Below are 16101 nucleotides of genomic sequence, written 5' to 3'. Positions count from 1 at the left end.
TGAAGGGCTTACTTGTCGTCGCGGATCGAGAAGTTGGCCATATGCTCCAGGCCTTTGATCAGCGCCGAATGGTCCCAGTTGCCGCCACCGAGGGCGACGCAGGTGCTGAACACTTGCTGGGCGTTGGAAGTGTTGGGCAGGTTGATGCCCAGTTCCTTGGCGCCCTGCAGGGCCAGGTTGAGGTCCTTCTGGTGCAGGTTGATGCGGAAGCCCGGGTCGAAGGTGCCCTTGATCATGCGCTCGGCATGCACTTCGAGGATTTTCGAGGAGGCGAAGCCGCCCATCAGCGCTTCGCGTACCTTGGCCGGATCGGCGCCATTCTTGGCGGCGAACAGCAGGGCTTCGCCAACGGCCTGGATGTTCAGGGCGACGATGATCTGGTTGGCCACCTTGGCGGTCTGGCCGTCGCCGCTGCCACCGACGTGGGTGATGTTCTTGCCCATGGCCTGGAACAGCGGCAGGGTGCGTTCGAACGCTTTCGGACAGCCGCCGACCATGATGCTCAGGGTCGCGGCTTTGGCGCCGACTTCACCGCCGGACACCGGGGCGTCCAGGTAGGCAGCGCCGGTGGCCTTGATCTTCTCGGCGAAGACCTTGGTGGCGGTTGGCGAGATCGAGCTCATGTCGATCACCACCTTGTTCGGGCCGATGCCCTCGGCCACGCCGTTGTCACCGAACAGGACACTTTCGACCTGCGGGGTGTCGGGAACCATGATGATGATGAACTCGGCTTCCTGGGCCACTTCCTTGGGATTGGCCAGGGCGACGGCGCCAGCAGCGACCAGGTCGGCCGGGGCAGCGCCGTAGTGAGTGGAGAGGAACAGGCTGTGACCTGCTTTCTGCAGGTTCTGCGCCATGGGTTTGCCCATGATGCCGGTGCCGATGAAACCGATTTTAGCCATGAGAATTTGCCTCTTTGTACTTGTTCAGTTCAGACGCCGCGGGCCCTGTAGCGGCGCTTCGACGCCCCGACCTGCCCGTGATAGCGGCGGTAGGGGGCGCCATCGCAATCGCGGGCAAGCCCGCTCCTACAGGGATGGCGTCAGGCTTTAGATTGCGTTGTGGGTCTTGAGCCAGCCGAGGCCTGCCTCGGTGGTGGTCAACGGCTTGTATTCACAGCCGACCCAGCCCTGGTAACCGAGGCGGTCCAGGTGCTCGAACAGGAAGCGGTAATTGATCTCGCCGGTGCCCGGTTCGTTGCGGCCGGGGTTGTCGGCCAGTTGGATGTGGTTGATCAGGCCCAGGTTGGTTTCCATGGTCCGCGCCAGGTCCCCTTCCATGATCTGCATGTGGTAGATGTCGTATTGCAGGAACAGGTTGGCGCTGCCCACTTCGGCCTGGATTTCCAGGGCCTGTTGGGTGGTGTTCAGGTAGAAGCCCGGGATGTCGCGGGTGTTGATCATTTCCATGACCAGCTTGATCCCGGCGGCCTGCAGCTTCTCGGCGGCGTACTTGAGGTTGTCGACGAAGGTCTTGCGCACGGTGGCGCAGTCCGGGCCCTGTGGGCGGATGCCGGCCAGGCAGTTGACCTGGGTGTTGCCCAGGACCTTGGCGTAGGCGACGGCCAACTCGACACCGGCGCGGAAGTCCTCGACGCGGTCAGGGTGACAGGCGATGCCACGCTCACCCTTGGCCCAGTCACCGGCCGGCAGGTTGAACAGCACCTGGGTCAGGCCGTGGGTATCGAGCTGCTGCTTGATTTCGGCCGAGCTGTAGTCGTAGGGGAAGAGGTATTCGACACCGCTGAAGCCGGCGTCGGCGGCCGCCTTGAAGCGGGCCAGGAAGTCCTGCTCGGTGAACAGCATGGACAGGTTGGCAGCGAAGCGAGGCATGGTTGTCTCCTTGCAGAAAAAGGGCCCCCGGCACGCTGGGCGCGGGGGCACTGGGCGGTCAGTCCAGCATCGAGATCGCGGTAGGTGCGTCGTTACCGACCAGGGCCAGGTCTTCGAACTCGTTGACAGCGTTGATCTCGGTGCCCATGGAAATATTGGTCACGCGCTCGAGAATCACCTCGACCACCACCGGCACCTTGAACTCTTCAGCCATCTTCTGGGCCTTGAGCAGGGCAGGGGCGATCTCGTCCGGTTCGAACACGCGGATGGCCTTGCAGCCGAGGCCTTCGACCACGGCCACGTGGTCGACACCATAGCCGTTGACTTCCGAGGCATTGATGTTCTCGAACGCCAGTTGTACACAGTAATCCATCTCGAAGCCACGCTGCGCCTGACGGATCAGCCCCAGGTAGGCGTTGTTCACCAGCACGTGGACGTAAGGCAGGTTGAACTGCGCGCCCACGGCCAGCTCTTCGATCATGAACTGGAAGTCGTAGTCGCCCGACAGCGCGACGACCTTGCGGCTCGGGTCGGCCTTGACCACGCCCAGGGCTGCCGGAATGGTCCAGCCCAGGGGGCCAGCCTGGCCGCAGTTGATCCAGTGGCGTGGCTTGTAGACGTGCAGGAACTGCGCGCCGGCGATCTGCGACAGGCCAATGGTGCTGACGTAGCAGGTGTCCTTGCCGAAGACCTGGTTCATCTCTTCGTACACACGCTGCGGCTTGACCGGCACGTTGTCGAAGTGGGTCTTGCGCTGCAGGCTGGACTTGCGCTGCTGGCAGTCTTCCAGCCAGGCGCCGCGGTCCTTGAGCTTGCCAGCGGCTTTCCACTCGCGGGCCACTTCCAGGAAGGCGTCCAGGGCGGCGCCTGCGTCGGAGACGATGCCCAGGTCCGGGGTGAAGACGCGGCCGATCTGGGTCGGTTCGATGTCCACATGGATGAAGCGGCGGCCTTCGGTGTACACCTCGACGGAACCGGTGTGGCGGTTGGCCCAGCGGTTGCCGATGCCGAACACCAGGTCGGACTTGAGCAGGGTGGCGTTGCCGTAGCGGTGCGACGTCTGCAGGCCGACCATGCCGACCATCAGCGGGTGGTCGTCGGGGATGGTGCCCCAGCCCATCAGGGTCGGGATCACCGGCACGCCGGTCAGTTCGGCGAACTCGACCAGCTTGTCACTGGCATCGGCGTTGATGATGCCGCCGCCGGCGACCAGCAGCGGACGCTCAGCTTCATTGAGCATGGCCAGGGCTTTTTCAGCCTGGACGCGGTTGGCGGCAGGCTTGTGCACCGGCAGCGGCTCGTAGGCGTCGATGTCGAACTCGATCTCGGCCATCTGTACGTCGAACGGCAGGTCGATCAGCACGGGGCCTGGGCGACCGGTGCGCATCTCGTAGAAGGCCTTCTGGAAGGCATAGGGCACCTGGCCCGGTTCCAGAACGGTGGTGGCCCACTTGGTGACCGGCTTGACGATGTTGGTGATATCGACGGCCTGGAAGTCTTCCTTGTGCAGGCGCGCGCGCGGGGCCTGGCCGGTGATGCAGAGGATCGGGATGGAGTCGGCCGAAGCGCTGTACAGGCCGGTGACCATGTCGGTGCCGGCAGGGCCGGAGGTGCCGATGCACACGCCGATGTTGCCTGGGTTGGCGCGGGTGTAGCCCTCGGCCATGTGCGAGGCGCCTTCGACGTGGCGAGCGAGGACGTGATCGATGCCACCGACTTTCTTCAGGGCCGAGTACAGCGGGTTGATGGCAGCCCCCGGAATGCCGAACGCGGTATCTACACCTTCACGGCGCATGACCAGAACGGCTGCATCGATTGCTCTCATTTTGCTCATGGTTTGTGCCTCATCGATTTTGTAATTGTATACAACTTGCTTTTCGCTAGAGTGTATTCACGCTGAGCAACCTAGGTCAATCCATTTTCATCCTGAAAAGGCGCTTTCGTCGGGAAGCCTATAAAAAAGGCTTTTGGCAAGATCGTGCACGATAGTATAAAAATATTGTATACAAAAACTGTTCTGGCTGTGTTCTATTTGTCCTATCGGTTTTTAACCTGCCTCCGGGCTTCTCACAACAAGAAGAGGACCTTTTCATGAACGCTTTGAACCTGAAAGTCGCTGTCAGCCTGGTCAACGCCGCGCTGGCCGCAGGCCGCAAGATCAACGCCGCACCGCTGACAGTGGCGGTGCTGGACAACGGTGGTCACTTGCTGGCCCTGCAACGGGAGGACGGCGCCAGCCTGCTGCGGCCGCAGGTGGCGATGGGCAAGGCATGGGGAGCCATTGCCTTGGGCAAGGGATCGCGCCTGTTGGCGCTCGACGCTCAGCAGCGCCCAGCGTTCTTCTCTGCGCTCAATGGTCTGGGCCAGAGTCCGGTTGTGCCGGCGCCGGGAGGCGTGCTGATCCGTGATCAGCAGGGGGTGGTGCTGGGAGCGATCGGTATCAGCGGCGATACCTCGGACATCGATGAGCAGTGCGCGATCAGTGCGATCGAAGAGGCGGGGTTGACGGCGGATGCAGGGGTGGCGGCGTAAGTAGCATCAGGCCTGTAGCGGGCAAGCCCCGCTACAGGCGTAAACGTTGCTTCTATTGTTGAGCCTCTGGCTCGCAGCCTTTGAGCACCAAGCGGATGATGGTCTGCGCCGCTGCCTCGTAGTCGCTGTCGTCGAGTTTGTGCTTGCCGGTGACGACAGAGATCTGCCAGTCGAAATCAGCGTAGGTCTGGGTCGCGGCCCAGATGCTGAACATCAGGTGGTGCGGGTCGACCGGGGCGATCTGCTTGCGTTCGATCCAGCGCTGGATGCACTCGATGTTGTGCCGGGCTTGTCCGTTGAGCTGCTCGACCTGGCTGGGGCTCAGGTGCGGCGCGCCATGCATGATCTCGCTGGCGAATACCTTCGAGGCGAACGGCAGGTCGCGGGAGATGCGGATCTTCGAACGGATGTAGGCGCTGAGCACTTCCTTGGGCTCACCCTCGGCGCTGAACGGCGTGGAGGCCTGCATGATCGGCTCGATGATGCTTTCCAGGACCTCGCGGTAGAGGTTTTCCTTGGACTTGAAGTAGTAGTAGACGTTCGGCTTGGGCAGCCCGGCCTTGGCGGCGATGTCGCTGGTCTTGGCCGCGGCGAAGCCCTTGTCGGCGAACTCTTCACTGGCCGCGCGCAGGATCAGTTCCTTGTTGCGCTCGCGAATGCTGCTCATGGTTGGCGCTGTTCCTTGAGTCTGGCCGCTGGCTTCAACGGCCCGGCAGGGTGGTCGGGCATGGTAGCACCGGCCTTGCAGGGCGCTCAAGGCAGCGTCTTTCGGTCAGGCCTCAGCTTTCGAGGCCACTGGCTATTGGCCCTCCAGATCACAGCACTGCTATAGGAGATCGCCCAGCCTCTTGGGCTGCGCTGTTGCGCGTAGGCGCGGGCTTGCCCGCGAATGCGTCGGTAAATTCACTGCCGCAATCGCGGGCAAGCCCGCTCCTACAGATTCATGCTAAATCAAAGAGTTATCTGTTGCTCTATGAGGGCCTGCGTCAGCTGGCGATGGGCCGCGTAGCGGCCCTGGTTGCAGGCCCTCAGCTCAGAAGTGCACCTTGAGCAACAGGCTCGCGGTGTTCTGGTCGGTATCGAAGGCATCGGTGTCCTTGATGCCATATTTGTTCTTCCAGTAGTCGTACTCGATACCTACGTACAACTGCTTCTCGCCCAGGTTCAACGCTTTGCCCAGGTCGTACTTGATCTGTGGGTTGAAGTGCAGGTTGGCCTGGTAGCTGCCACGGCGGTTCTCGTCGTTGTCCACCACCCAGTCCATGAAACCATCGATGAGGATGTCGGACTTGCCCACGGGAATGGTGTAGGACCAGACCGGGGTGATCTGCCAGACGTTGTCGCCCGGGCGGCTGCCATCGGTGGTGCGTTGGTAGAAGTTCAACTGGAAGTAGTCGAAGCCCGGGATGTCCAGGTCGAAGCCGGGGCCGATCAGGTAGGCCTCGGTGTCTCCTTCGCCGAACTCGTAGGTCATGGCCAGCAGCACGTCCTTGACCGGGCCGAACTCGAACTTGCGGTCGAAGATCTTGCCGAACGACAGGCGCGGGCTGATCTCGCCGTAGTAGGTGTTGGGGCCGTTGTTGGCGTCCTTCTTGCCGTTGTAGAAGATGCGGTCGAAGAAGATGAAGGTGTCACCGTACTTCCAGCCATTGGCGTGCTCGAAGGTGAAAGTCTGCTGGATTTCAGGGTTGACCGTGAAGTCCTTGCCGTAGAGGTAGGTGATGCTGTTGTTCTGCCATTGCAGCAGGTCGCCAGCGAGGCTGGCGCCGGATGCCAGCAGGCCGCTGGCAAGGATCAGGCTGTTGGTAATGCGCATCGCGTAGGTCGCTCCCTTGATTGGATCTGTTGTCAGCGCTCATTGGGTGGCACTGTTCTTTTTTGTCTAATACTTGTCTTTAAAGTCAGCTTTTTTCGATTGGCCACAGCTGTTTGGCAAGAGCTGCGCCAACTTTCCGGGTACGGCACAACCATCCTGCTCGACGTCGTTCTGAACGGATGAAAAGGGTGTTTCAGGCTGGCAACACGTTGGCCAACCGCCCGAATTCATTGACTGAGCGGTCAGTAAACGCGGGCAGGATCCGTCCTGCCCTGATCGAGGGGGCGCGCAGATTACTGGCTTGCGCGCCAGGCCTCAAGTGCTCCGTCCTGGAGCAGGTGGTGCAAAAATTGTGCGTTCGGTCAGCTTTTAGAAATGCACCTTGACCAGAGCACTGGTCACGCTCTGATTGCTGTCGACGTTGCCGCGGCTGTCGATGCCGTATTTGTCCTTCCAGTAGCTGTATTCGATGCCCACGTAGAGCTGTTTGGCGCCCAGGTTCAGGGCCTTGCCCAGGTCGTACTTGACCTGTGGGTTGAACTGCAGGTTGGCGTGGTAGGTGCCGCGGCGGTTCTGGTCGTTGTCCACCACCCAGTCCATGTAGCCGTCGATGAGGATGTCGGACTTGCCTACGGGAATGGTATAGGACCAGCTCGGGGTGATCTGCCATACGTTGTCGCCTGGGCGGCTACCCTCGGTGTTACGCAGGTAGAAGTTCAGGTTGAAGTAGTTGAAGCCGGGGATCGCCAGGCTGAAGCCGGGACCGATCAGGTAGGCTTCGTTGTCGCCTTCGCCGCGCTCGTAGGTCATGGCCAGCAGTACGTCCTTGACCGGGCCGAACTCGAACTTGCGATCGAAGATCTTGCCGAGCGACAGGCGTGGGCTGAATTCGCCGTAGTAGGTGGTGACCCCTTTGTTGGGGTCGGCCTGGCCGTTGTAGAAGATCTTGTCGATGAACAGGAAGTTGTCACCGTACTTCCAGCTGTCGGCGTGCTCGAAGGTTACCGTTTGCTGGATCCGCGGGTTGACCTTGAAGTCCTTGCCGTACAAGTACGTCAGGCTGTTGGTCTGCCACTGCAGCAGATCCCCTGCGATAGCCGGAAGGGTGGCCAGCAGGCTGCTGCCCAACAACAGGGACGAGGTGATGCGTTTCATGTCGTGATTCCCGGTTCTTGTTATTGTTTGCGGTTTTTTGGCGCGCAGCGCCCCGGACGACCCGCTCCTGTGGGTCGACGGTCCAGCGGTGACTGACGGGTGGAGCAGGGCGGCAAAGCGCCGCCCAATGACTCAATGCTGGTGGGCGGCGTTGTTGTGCGCAGCGCGTTCGGCACCACCGAGAATGTTGAACAGCAGGTTCAGGACCAAGGCGCTGACCGTGGCCATGGCGATGCCGCTGTGGGTGATAGGCTCCATCCACTGGGGCATCTGGGCGAAGAATTCCGGGCGTACTACCGGGATCAGGCCCAGGCCGACGCTCACGGCAACCAGCAACTGGTTGCGCCGGTCGGCGATGTCCGCTTCCTGGAGAATCTTGATGCCGGTGGCCGCGACCATACCGAACATGGCGATCGAGGCACCGCCGAGAACCGCCGGCGGGATCGAGGCGATCAGGAAGGCCGCCTTGGGCAGCAGGCTGAGCAGGATCAGAATGCCTCCGGCCATCACCGTGACGTAGCGGCAACGGACGCCAGTCATCTGCACCAGGCCGATGTTCTGGGCGAAGGAGGAGTGGGTGAAGGTGTTGAAGAAACCAGCGACGAACGAGGCACCCGCGTCGCACATCAGGCCCCGGCGCAACATGCCTGGGGTCACTTCACGCTCGGTGACCTTGCCCAAGGCCAGGAACATACCGGTGGATTCGACGAAGATGATCACCACCACCAGGCACATGGACAGGATCGGCGCTAGGCTGAAGGTCGGCATGCCAAAGTGCAACGGGGTGACCACTTGCAGCCATGGCGCTTCGTTCAGGCCGGTCAGGTCGACCATGCCGATGGAGCCTGCCAGTACGTAGCCCAGGCCCATGCCGATCAGCACCGAGACATTGACCCAGAAGCCACGCATGAATCGGTTGATCAGCAGGATGGTGGCAAGCACCAGGCCTGCCACCAGCAGGTAGATGGGGGAGCCGAAGGGTTCCGCCGTATGGCCGCCGCCCGCCCAGTTGACCGCGACAGGGAATAGCGACAGGCCGATCGAGGTGATCACGGTGCCGGTCACCAGGGGAGGGAAGAAGCGCACGACCTTGGACATGAACGGTGCGATCAGCATGCCGAAGAAACCGGCGGCGATGGTCGCGCCGAAAATCCCCTGCAGACCGACGCCTGGCATGCCGGCCATGGCCACCATGCTGCCGACGGCCGCGAAGCTGGCGCCCATCATGACGGGCATGCGGATACCGACAGCACCGATACCGAACGACTGGACGATGGTGGCGACACCAGCGACCAGCAGGTCGGCGTTGATCAGGAAAGCGACTTCTTCACGAGACAGTCCGGCGGCCTGACCGATGATCAGCGGCACGGCGATCGCACCTCCATACATCAGCAGTACATGTTGCAGACCCACCAGGATCAATTGGAACAGGGGCAAAGGCTGTCGCGGGGGCGCAACGGGAATGTACGCCTTGCGTGACTCGGACATGCAGCACCTCGAGTTTTGTTTTTATTCTCGGATCCAAGCGTCAGGCGCCAGGCGGTGGCTTTGTGAAAAAGCCTGCCGCCTTAAGCCTTAGCTCGATGCTTGCTACGTAATACTTGCAGCTTGCCGTTTGAAGCATGCGGTCGCTGTCAGTTGGTTGGCGCGCCCTTGGCGATCCATGCACCGACCAGTTCCCGCTCCTGCTGGGTCATCTGGGTGATGTTGCCCAGCGGCATGATCTGGCTGGCGACCGCTTGCGCCTGGATGCGCGCGGCCTGCTGCTGGATCTGCTGTGGGGTGTCGAAGACCACGCCGGCTGGCGCAGTGCTGAACAGCGGGCTGGTCGGCTTGGCCGAATGGCACACGGTGCAGCGTTCCTGGATGACGTTGTGGATCTTTTCGAAGCCAGCGTCGTCCAGCTTGGCAGTGGCCTGTTCCGGGGCTTCGGCGGGAGCGGCCGGTGCGGCAGCCTGTTCGGCGGCTTTTTCGGCAGCGGTCTTGCCACCTTGAGCGGTTTCCGGCAGCGGCTGGTATTCGATCTTCGCAGCAGCTTGCTCAGGTGCTGTCGACATCGGTTTTGGACCGGTCACGTAGGCCAGGCAGATCATCGCCAGAGCGCCGACAGGCAGAGCCCAGGCGTACCTGTGACTGTCGTGGCGGGTGTTGAAGTAGTGACGGATCAGTACTGCAGCCACGGCAATCCCGGCCAGGATCAACCAGTTGTACTGGCTGCCATAGGTGCTCGGGAAGTGGTTGCTGATCATGATGAACAGCACTGGCAGGGTGAAGTAGTTGTTGTGGCGCGAACGCAGCAGGCCTTTGGCCGGCAGCACCGGATCAGGGGTTTCGTTCTTCTCGATGGCGGCTACCAGTTGGCGCTGGGCCGGCATGATGATGCGGAACACGTTGCCGACCATGATGGTGCCGATGATCGCGCCGGTGTGCAGGTAAGCGCCACGGCCGCTGAACACCAGGCTGAAGCCCCAGCAGGCGGCGATGATCAGCACGAACAGCACGCCGCCGAGCAGGGCGGGGCGCTTGCCCAGGGGCGAGTCGCAGAGGAAGTCGTAGATGAACCAGCCGGCGATCAGCGAGCCGATACCGATGGCCACGCCCTCGGCACCGCTCAGGGTGCTGCCGGGTGCCAGCAGGTACAGGGTCGGGTTCCAGTAGAACACCAGGCAGAGCAGGGCGATACCCGACATCCAGGTGAAGTAGGCTTCCCATTTGAACCAGTGCAGGTTCTCCGGCATTTTCGGTGGGGCGAGTTTGTATTTCTCCAGGTGGTAGATGCCGCCACCGTGGATAGCCCAGAGGTCACCCGACAAGCCGTCGCGCGGGTTGGCCCGATTGAGGTTGTTCTCCAGCCAGACGAAGTAGAACGACGCGCCGATCCAGGCCACGCCAGTGATCATATGAACCCAACGCACGCTCAGGTTCAGCCATTCCAGCAAATGTGCTTCCACAGTCTTTACCTCCACTGGCGCCCTGTTGCCGGGCGCTCAGGTCTTCTCTTATTGGTGGGGGTTGAGGATCAATTGCTCATCCTCTTTGAAGAAATGTTCGTCGCAGTTGTTGCCAGAACCGCTGCGATCAACCACCAGGAAGTCATCCCGCTTTTCGATCGTCAGCACCGGGTGGTGCCAGACGCCGCGATGGTAATTAACGCCCTGCCTGCCATTACTGCGGAAGGCTCGGACCAAGCCTGATACAGGTGCATCGCCAACTGGCGCGACCACGATCAGAAAGGGGTTGCCGAGCAGCGGGATGAAAGCCTGGCTGCCCAGCGGATGGCGCTCCAGCATGCGGACGGTCAGTGGCATGTCCAGCGCGTCGGCGCGGAAGATGCTGATGATCGCCTTGTCTTCGGGCTCGGCGGTCTCGACCGTGGCGAGCTTGTGAAAGCGCATCGTCGAGCCGTTGTTGATCATGAAGTGGTCGCTGCCGTCGGTTTCGATCACGTCACCGAAGGGGGCGAAGGCTTCTTTGGTCAGGGGCTCAATCACTAATGTGCGCATGCGGGTATCTCTTTATTCTGTGTTATGGGGGACTGTTGCAAGAAGCAGGCCCAGGGTGCGTTTGCATCGCTCGCTCGGGCCAGGCCAGGTGCAACCGTCCTTAAAGTTGTTGCAGGCGGAACAGGGCGATCAGGTTGATCTGCGCCAGGGCTTCCTTGAATTCGGCATCGGCGTCGTTGTGGATGCGCTTTTCGAAGGAGGCGAGGATCTGGTGCCGGTTGCTGCCCTTGACCGCCATGATGAACGGGAACTTGAACTTGGCCTTGTAGGCATCGTTGAGTTCGGTGAAGCGCGCGAACTCCTCAGGGGTGCACTGATGGATGCCTGCGCCGGCCTGCTCGTTGGTGCTCGACTCGGTCAGTTCGCCCTGGACTGCCGCCTTGCCGGCCAAGTCCGGGTGAGCATTGATCAGCGCCAGTTGCTCGGTGTGGCTGGCGCTGAGCAGGATATCGCTCATGCGTTGGTGCAGCGCTTCGATTTCGTTCAGTTCGTCCAGCTGACCCAGGTCGTAGGCCTTCTCGGCGACCCACGGCGAGTGCTCGTAGATATCGGCGAAGGCCTTGACGAACGCGTCGCGGTCCAGGGTCGAAGGCTTGAGGGTCTTGAAAGCGGTCATCAGGCGTTCTCGGCTTTGTAAGGGTGGGTGGCGTGCCAGTGGCGGGCGATGTCGACACGACGGGCGAACCAGACCTGCTCATGGCTCTTGGCGTAGTCGATGAAGCGCTTGAGCGCAGCCAGGCGCGCTGGACGACCGACCAGGCGGCAGTGCAGGCCGATGGAAAGCATCTTCGGTGCCTCGGCACCTTCGGCGTAGAGCACGTCAAAGGCGTCCTTGAGGTACTGGAAGAACTGCTCGCCGCAGTTGAAGCCTTGAACCTGGGTGAAGCGCATGTCATTGGTGTCCAGGGTGTAGGGGATCACCAGGTGCGGTTTGCCGGTCGGGTTGTTCGGCTCCCAGTAGGGCAGGTCGTCGTCGTAGGTATCGCTGTCATAGAGGAAGCCACCTTCCTCCATCACCAGGCGACGGGTGTTCGGGCCGGTGCGGCCAGTGTACCAGCCCAGCGGGCGCTCCCCGGTCAGCTCGGTGAGGATGCGGATGGCCTCGAGCATATGCTCTCGCTCCTGAGCCTCGTCCATGTACTGGTAGTCGATCCAGCGGTAGCCATGGCTGCAGATTTCGTGGCCGGCTTCGACCATGGCGCGGATCACGTCAGGGTGGCGCTGGGCGGCCATGGCCACGGCGAAGATGGTCAAGGGTACGCCACTGTCCTTGAACAGCTTGAGCAGGCGCCACACACCGGCACGGCTGCCGTACTCGTACAGCGACTCCATGCTCATGTTACGCACGCCCTGCAGCGGCTGGGCAGCGACCATCTCGGACAGGAAAGCTTCGGACTCTTTGTCGCCATGCAGAATGTTGCGCTCGCCGCCTTCTTCGTAGTTAAGGACGAAAGACAGCGCGATGCGGGCGTTGCCCGGCCATTGCGGGTGAGGTGGGTTGTTGCCGTAACCGATCAGGTCGCGAGGGTAGTCAGCGCTCACTGCAGTCTTCCTTTTGTACGTTAGTGCGGGTGGTGAGCGGGCCGCGTCGGGATGTCGCACTCACCGGATGGGATTATTGTATACAACTTCTGAAACCTTTTGTAAGCCTGTTTTTCTGCATTTCTTCCCTGCGGTCCCATTGGAATGTACTGCAAGAAACCTGCCTGATTGGTCAGCTAATGACGCTGCCGTCGGCATAGGGCCTGTATTTGCGACTTATGGTGTATTTATAGGGGGCCTGGCAGGGTGTGCAGGGAAGGGGTGAAAAATTGTGTACAATTTATCTGAAAAGTGTCTTAATGGCGTTACTGCCGTACACCGCAACCCCTCGGCGCGGTGTTTCGCGTGTATTTTCTGCCCACGGATTCAACAAGAGGCGATAAGCAAATGGGACGTTTGACCACGCACGTACTGGATGCCGCTCATGGCTGCCCCGGCAGCTCGATCAAGGTCGAGCTCTACCGTGTCGAAGGCCAGCAGCTGGAACTGGTGAACACTGCCCTGACCAACAGCGATGGCCGCGTCGATGCGCCACTGCTGCAGGGTGACGATTACCGCACGGGTGTGTACCAACTGCAGTTCAGCGCCGGTGACTACTACCGTGCCCGCGGCGTGCAACTGCCGGAACAGGCGTTCCTCGATGTGGTCGTTCTGCGTTTTGGCATCGATGCCAACCAGGATCACTACCATGTGCCGCTGTTGATCTCGCCGTACAGTTACTCGACCTATCGTGGAAGCTAGTTGGTCGCTAGAAGAATCTTCGTAGGTCCTTGCCCGCTCTCACACTGGCGGGCTTTTTTATGGCTCGCGGAAGCATGCCTTGGATTGTTTGCTGTTCTTGAGATCCCGCTCCGCTCGCGACACAAGGCCGCTCCCACAGTACCTTGGTGCTAGGCGAAAGATTATGTAGGGGCTTGTTGCGCCCACCTCGATACCTCTAGCCATGGCACGTTGCAATCGATGTGGGAGCGGCCTTGTGTCGCGATGCGCCGCGCGGGCGGCGCGGGATCTTGAGGGCGCCAAAAGACTTAAGGTATGCCCCTGGTAACATCGGGCTGTAACCGGTAGTTAGGAGCAAGTGACCTGTCAAAAATGACAGGCCACTTGCAGCTCGGACTTACGGGCTTACAAGAACACGAACTTGGCAATGAAGATCACGCACAGTACCCACAGGCTGGCAGACACTTCGCGCCAGCGACCGGTACCTGCTTTCAGTGCTACATAGCTGATAAAGCCCAGGGCAATGCCATCCGCGACCGAGAAGGTCAGCGGCATCATGATCACGGTGACGATCGCCGGGATGCTGTCGGTGGCGTCGTCCCAGTGGATATGCGCCATGCTGCCCATCATCAGCATCGCCACGTAGATCAGTGCGCCTGCTGTGGCGTAGGCGGGGATCATGCCGGCCAGGGGGGCGAAGAACATGGCTGCGACGAACAGCAGCCCGACCACCACCGCAGTGAGGCCCGTGCGCCCACCCGCAGCGACCCCGGCAGCACTCTCCACATAGCTGGTCACTGGCGGCACACCTACCGCCGCACCAAACACGCTCGATGCACTGTCTGCCTTCAGCGCTCGCGACAGGTTCTCGATGCGTCCGTCCGGGGCCACCAGGTTGGCTCGCTGCGCCACGCCCATCAGGGTGCCGGCAGTGTCGAACATGTGTACGAAGAGAAAGGCCAGCACCACGCTGATCATGCTGACGTTGAACACCCCGGCCACGTCCATGGCCATCCAGGTCGGCGCCAGGCTCGGCGGCAGCGAGAACACGCCGCCATACTGCACCATGCCCAGACCCCAGCCGGCCAGGGTGACGGTGATGATGCTGATAAGGATGGCACCGAATACGCGGTGGTAGCTGAGTATGGCGATCATCAGGAAGCAGATGGCCGCGAGCAAGGGGCCGGGCTCATGCAGCGAGCCGAGCTTGATCAGGGTGGCCGGGCTGTCGACGACGATGCCCGCGGTTTTCAAGCCGATCAGTCCGAGAAACAATCCGACGCCGGCGCCCATCGCATGCCGCAGGCTCACGGGAATGCTGTTGAGCAGCCATTCGCGCACCCGCGAGAAGGTCAGGATCATGAACAGTACGCCTGAGACGAACACCGCGCCCAGCGCCGCCTCCCAGGTGTAGCCCATGGTGCCGACCACGGTGTAGGTGAAGAAGGCGTTGAGCCCCATGCCTGGTGCCAGGCCCACCGGCCAGTTGGCGTACAGGCCCATCAGCAGGCAGCCGAGGGCGGCGGCGAGGCAGGTGGCGACGAAGGCCGCACCGTGGTCGATGCCGGCGTCCGCCATAATGTTGGGGTTGACGAAGATGATGTAGGCCATGGTGATGAAGGTGGTCACCCCGGCGATCAGTTCGGTCCTGACGGTGCTGCCATGTCGCTTGAGTTTGAAAATCCGCTCCAGCCAACTCGTTTCGAGCGGTGGAGCGAGATCCAGCGTAGGGGCTTCGGATTTGCGGCTTTCCACAGCGAGTACTCCTCAAGTCTTTCTTGTTGTTCGGAGCCTGGTCCTGCGCCAAGGCACTTGGGGGCTCCGCGAGGGGGCAGACGACTAGACCGTTTGTTGACTTTAAGGTCAAGAAGTCGCTCGGTGGATTATGCGTTTGTGTACAAAGAATGCAAATAATGTTTTATCTTCTGTGCGCACAATCTGGCGCTCTGCCGCTATATGGGAAATCGCCACCTGCAGAAACCGGTAGGCCTGTGTACAATAGGCCGATACCTTAATCGTTTATTTTCTTACCAGGACTTGCCAGCGCCCCTCTGACTGGTATTACAGTCAAGGTCCGACTGGCCGATCCCCGTGCTCGAGTGCCCATGAACGAACAGCTGCAACCTCTGAAGAAACCTGCGCGTCCCGGCAAGGCTGGCCGCAGCGGAACCCAGGACGACATTGTCTATGCGCACATTTTCGAGGCGATCCTCGAGCAGCGCCTGGCGCCGGGGACCAAGTTGAGCGAGGAAGCGCTGGGCGAGATCTTCGGGGTCAGCCGCACCATCATCCGCCGCGCCCTGTCGCGCCTAGCCCATGAAAGCGTGGTGTTGCTGCGGCCCAACCGTGGTGCGGTAGTTGCCAGCCCGACGGTCGAGGAAGCGCGCCAGGTGTTCTTCTCCCGGCGTATGGTCGAGCGCGCCATCACTGAACTGGCAGTGCAGCACGCCACTGCCGAGCAGCTTAATGAACTGCGCCAGATGGTCCGTGAGGAGCGCGACAGTTTTTCACGTGGCGACCGTGGCGCCGGCATCCGCCTTTCTGGCGAATTCCACCTCAAGCTGGCCGAGGCGGCTGGCAACGCGCCCCTGGTCAGCTTCCAGCGCAGCCTGGTGTCGCAGACGTCGCTGATCATCGCCCAATACGAGAGCGGCAACCGTTCGCACTGCTCCTATGACGAGCACATGCAACTGATCGACGCCATCGAAGCGCGCGATGCGCAGCAGGCGGTGGACCTGATGATGCACCACATGGATCATATCGATACCAAACTCAACCTCGACGAGGACAGCGCTTCGGACGACCTGCATGCGGTGTTCTCGCATCTGTTGCAGAGCAAGAAGCGAGTGCCTGCCAAAAGTTGATCGTTTGCCCGGCGCTGTCCGGCAGCCCGCTGCAGCCCATTCCTCGCCCGGCCTGAGAACAGCCGGGTCCCTGTAGGCGCGGGCCTTGTGTCGATAACCTGGCAAATCGCGACTAATCCCCCTGGGGCTGCTGGCCA

The 16101-nt window shown here is 61.3% G+C and carries 15 protein-coding genes; 3 read left to right on the top strand and 12 right to left on the bottom strand.

Features of this window, described 5'->3' with window-relative positions:
• Positions 1-8 precede the first annotated feature (8 nt).
• From ACYU03_RS17720 to gcl, 3 genes are all read right to left on the bottom strand, one after another.
• Entirely contained in the window at positions 9-902 is an 894-nt protein-coding gene (locus tag ACYU03_RS17720) for a 2-hydroxy-3-oxopropionate reductase (RefSeq protein WP_461885938.1), read from the bottom strand.
• A gap of 147 nt (positions 903-1049) precedes the next feature.
• Positions 1050-1832 carry a hydroxypyruvate isomerase gene (hyi, locus tag ACYU03_RS17715; protein WP_461885937.1) on the bottom strand — a complete coding sequence of 261 codons (783 nt, stop codon included), beginning with the start codon at positions 1830-1832 and terminating at the stop codon, positions 1050-1052.
• Positions 1833-1890: 58 nt separating this feature from the next.
• A complete protein-coding gene (gene gcl, locus ACYU03_RS17710) occupies positions 1891-3666 on the bottom strand; it encodes a glyoxylate carboligase (RefSeq protein WP_461885936.1) in 1776 nt (591 codons plus the stop codon).
• A 257-nt stretch (positions 3667-3923) separates the two neighbouring features.
• Between gcl and ACYU03_RS17705 the strand changes: the two genes are divergently transcribed.
• Entirely contained in the window at positions 3924-4364 is a 441-nt protein-coding gene (locus tag ACYU03_RS17705; RefSeq protein ID WP_461885935.1) for a GlcG/HbpS family heme-binding protein, read from the top strand.
• A 52-nt stretch (positions 4365-4416) separates the two neighbouring features.
• Here the strand turns inward: ACYU03_RS17705 and ACYU03_RS17700 are convergent, their stop codons facing one another.
• The 8 genes from ACYU03_RS17700 to puuE all read right to left on the bottom strand — a co-directional run bounded on the left by ACYU03_RS17700 (position 4417) and on the right by puuE (position 12380).
• Positions 4417-5031 carry a TetR/AcrR family transcriptional regulator gene (locus ACYU03_RS17700; protein WP_461885934.1) on the bottom strand — a complete coding sequence of 205 codons (615 nt, stop codon included), beginning with the start codon at positions 5029-5031 and terminating at the stop codon, positions 4417-4419.
• Positions 5032-5397: 366 nt separating this feature from the next.
• Positions 5398-6180 carry an outer membrane protein OmpK gene (locus ACYU03_RS17695; RefSeq protein WP_461885933.1) on the bottom strand — a complete coding sequence of 261 codons (783 nt, stop codon included), beginning with the start codon at positions 6178-6180 and terminating at the stop codon, positions 5398-5400.
• A gap of 369 nt (positions 6181-6549) precedes the next feature.
• Positions 6550-7335, bottom strand: coding sequence for an outer membrane protein OmpK (locus tag ACYU03_RS17690; protein ID WP_461885932.1), 786 nt, complete (start codon positions 7333-7335; stop codon positions 6550-6552).
• Between the two features lie 132 nt (positions 7336-7467).
• Positions 7468-8823, bottom strand: a complete 1356-nt coding sequence (locus ACYU03_RS17685; RefSeq protein WP_461885931.1) for a nucleobase:cation symporter-2 family protein — start codon at positions 8821-8823, stop codon at positions 7468-7470.
• Between the two features lie 146 nt (positions 8824-8969).
• Positions 8970-10286 (bottom strand): urate hydroxylase PuuD, encoded by a 1317-nt coding sequence (locus tag ACYU03_RS17680; RefSeq protein WP_461885930.1) that lies wholly within the window; start codon positions 10284-10286, stop codon positions 8970-8972.
• Between the two features lie 48 nt (positions 10287-10334).
• Positions 10335-10838: an ureidoglycolate lyase gene (locus ACYU03_RS17675; protein WP_461885929.1), complete on the bottom strand. Its 504-nt coding sequence runs from the start codon at positions 10836-10838 to the stop codon at positions 10335-10337.
• Between the two features lie 100 nt (positions 10839-10938).
• Positions 10939-11454 (bottom strand): 2-oxo-4-hydroxy-4-carboxy-5-ureidoimidazoline decarboxylase, encoded by a 516-nt coding sequence (gene uraD, locus ACYU03_RS17670; protein ID WP_461885928.1) that lies wholly within the window; start codon positions 11452-11454, stop codon positions 10939-10941.
• Positions 11454-12380 carry an allantoinase PuuE gene (gene puuE / locus ACYU03_RS17665; protein ID WP_461885927.1) on the bottom strand — a complete coding sequence of 309 codons (927 nt, stop codon included), beginning with the start codon at positions 12378-12380 and terminating at the stop codon, positions 11454-11456. Before puuE ends, uraD begins: the two co-directional genes overlap by 1 nt.
• Positions 12381-12767: 387 nt before the next feature.
• On the opposite strand from puuE, the gene uraH reads away from it, so the two are divergent.
• A complete protein-coding gene (gene uraH, locus ACYU03_RS17660) occupies positions 12768-13121 on the top strand; it encodes a hydroxyisourate hydrolase (RefSeq protein WP_461885926.1) in 354 nt (117 codons plus the stop codon).
• A 384-nt stretch (positions 13122-13505) separates the two neighbouring features.
• On the opposite strand, the gene ACYU03_RS17655 is transcribed toward uraH, so the two are convergent.
• On the bottom strand, positions 13506-14855 hold the full coding sequence (locus ACYU03_RS17655) for an NCS2 family permease (protein WP_461885925.1): 1350 nt from the start codon (positions 14853-14855) through the stop codon (positions 13506-13508).
• Positions 14856-15205: 350 nt separating this feature from the next.
• On the opposite strand from ACYU03_RS17655, the gene ACYU03_RS17650 reads away from it, so the two are divergent.
• Complete coding sequence (locus ACYU03_RS17650) at positions 15206-15964, top strand: GntR family transcriptional regulator (protein ID WP_461885924.1); 759 nt, start codon at positions 15206-15208, stop codon at positions 15962-15964.
• Positions 15965-16101: the final 137 nt, after the last annotated feature.

This window comes from Pseudomonas sp. X10, from assembly GCF_054889225.1.
The sequence above is the reverse complement of the archived record's forward strand: the minus strand, read 5'-3'. Positions and strand labels throughout refer to the sequence as shown.

Coding starts and splice junctions, on each gene's coding strand:
- ACYU03_RS17720 (WP_461885938.1), bottom strand. CDS start 902: ATGGCTAAAATCGGTTTCATCGGCACCGGCATCATGGGCAAACCCATG.
- hyi (WP_461885937.1), bottom strand. CDS start 1,832: ATGCCTCGCTTCGCTGCCAACCTGTCCATGCTGTTCACCGAGCAGGAC.
- gcl (WP_461885936.1), bottom strand. CDS start 3,666: ATGAGCAAAATGAGAGCAATCGATGCAGCCGTTCTGGTCATGCGCCGT.
- ACYU03_RS17705 (WP_461885935.1), top strand. CDS start 3,924: ATGAACGCTTTGAACCTGAAAGTCGCTGTCAGCCTGGTCAACGCCGCG.
- ACYU03_RS17700 (WP_461885934.1), bottom strand. CDS start 5,031: ATGAGCAGCATTCGCGAGCGCAACAAGGAACTGATCCTGCGCGCGGCC.
- ACYU03_RS17695 (WP_461885933.1), bottom strand. CDS start 6,180: ATGCGCATTACCAACAGCCTGATCCTTGCCAGCGGCCTGCTGGCATCC.
- ACYU03_RS17690 (WP_461885932.1), bottom strand. CDS start 7,335: ATGAAACGCATCACCTCGTCCCTGTTGTTGGGCAGCAGCCTGCTGGCC.
- ACYU03_RS17685 (WP_461885931.1), bottom strand. CDS start 8,823: ATGTCCGAGTCACGCAAGGCGTACATTCCCGTTGCGCCCCCGCGACAG.
- ACYU03_RS17675 (WP_461885929.1), bottom strand. CDS start 10,838: ATGCGCACATTAGTGATTGAGCCCCTGACCAAAGAAGCCTTCGCCCCC.
- uraD (WP_461885928.1), bottom strand. CDS start 11,454: ATGACCGCTTTCAAGACCCTCAAGCCTTCGACCCTGGACCGCGACGCG.
- uraH (WP_461885926.1), top strand. CDS start 12,768: ATGGGACGTTTGACCACGCACGTACTGGATGCCGCTCATGGCTGCCCC.
- ACYU03_RS17650 (WP_461885924.1), top strand. CDS start 15,206: ATGAACGAACAGCTGCAACCTCTGAAGAAACCTGCGCGTCCCGGCAAG.